This window comes from Veillonella tobetsuensis (assembly GCF_001078375.1).
Taxonomy (GTDB): domain Bacteria; phylum Bacillota; class Negativicutes; order Veillonellales; family Veillonellaceae; genus Veillonella; species Veillonella tobetsuensis.
Map to the genome: position 1 here is coordinate 1 of NZ_BBXI01000015.1, position 1,310 is coordinate 1,310.

General features: G+C 28.7%; 2 protein-coding genes. Both read right to left on the bottom strand.

Annotation, left to right across the window (positions count from 1 at the left end; all coding sequences use genetic code 11):
* Positions 1 to 116 precede the first annotated feature (116 nt).
* On the bottom strand, positions 117 to 281 hold the full coding sequence (locus VEI_RS06470; RefSeq protein WP_005377422.1) for a DUF362 domain-containing protein: 165 nt from the start codon (positions 279 to 281) through the stop codon (positions 117 to 119).
* Between the two features lie 492 nt (positions 282 to 773).
* Positions 774 to 1,037 carry a SemiSWEET family transporter gene (locus VEI_RS06475; RefSeq protein WP_004696474.1) on the bottom strand — a complete coding sequence of 88 codons (264 nt, stop codon included), beginning with the start codon at positions 1,035 to 1,037 and terminating at the stop codon, positions 774 to 776.
* Between the last annotated feature and the right edge of the window lie 273 nt (positions 1,038 to 1,310).

Below are 1,310 nucleotides of genomic sequence, written 5' to 3' on the forward strand. Positions count from 1 at the left end.
TTAAATAATTCAATTGCTTTCTTTTTAAATTCATAACTATATCTCATGAAAATACCCCCTTTACTGGTTGTCCAGTAAAGGGGGTACATATCATGAGGGGCGTATTTTATTTGTGATTACTCAGCGGAAATTACAGATACTGGGCAAACGGATTCGCAAGAACCGCAGTCGATGCAAGTATCGTTGATTTCGTATTTAGTTTCGCCTTCAGAAATAGCAGCAACTGGGCAAACAGATGCGCAAGAACCACATTTAATGCAACCATCAGCAATAACTCTCATGATAAACCTCCATAGGAACATTATAAAAGAAAACTTATTATTATCATTTAAAAAGGCACTTGCCTTAACTTCTGTTCTCATTATCACACAATAATAATTGAAAGTCAAACGAAAATGATAAAATTTTGTATATTATTTTGCATAACAATTGTTCCTTTTTATCATATAAAGTCTATGTTTATCATGATTTTGATATTTCTTTTCATTTATATATTCAAATATATCTTTCAATAATTGAGAATGCACCAATTATCATTTTTATCAAAATACGTAGTAATATACTAGGAATTCAATTATCAATATTTATTATCATAAAAACTATTTTTTTATTACAACAGATTTAACGCTTATCTATATTTTAATCTAACATATAAACTTCACTCTAAAAAAGGCCGAATCATACGATTCGACCTCATTTATATTTATAAAGTAAAGTAATATCTTTACTATTATTCACTATATAACAATAATACTATTTTTTTCTTATAGCACTTAGAAAGATGTTAAGAATGTTAGTGTACCTAAAATAACGCCTGCAAGGTTTGGTACGATTAAAATATAATCACGTTTAGGTGATTTTGTCCAACCATATAATACCCAGATCAAACAGGATACTGCTGCAAATAATGGTTGCCATGGTTGACTAGGTTGACCATGAAGATTAGCAATTATTTGTGGGATATAGGCTAAAAATACAAATACACCAATAAATGCACCAATAGAACCAACTAACATGTTAAATCTTTCTTTTGTCATAGATGACCTCCTTATTCAACATTACATTATTATATCTTACACAATATACTATATCATATTTTTTTCGATGTAGTCAATTGTGTAAAATTAATCATGCAAATTAGTTTAATTCATATTGCTTTTGATTACACTTATATGTAATCTATATTAAAATCATATAGGCTAAAATCATAAAAAACGGCTCTATAATAAATGTTGGGGTGACACCACTACGGTGTCACTTCCAACATTATTTTTTTGCAAAAAATAAGCATATAAGGCTCACATGCTTTA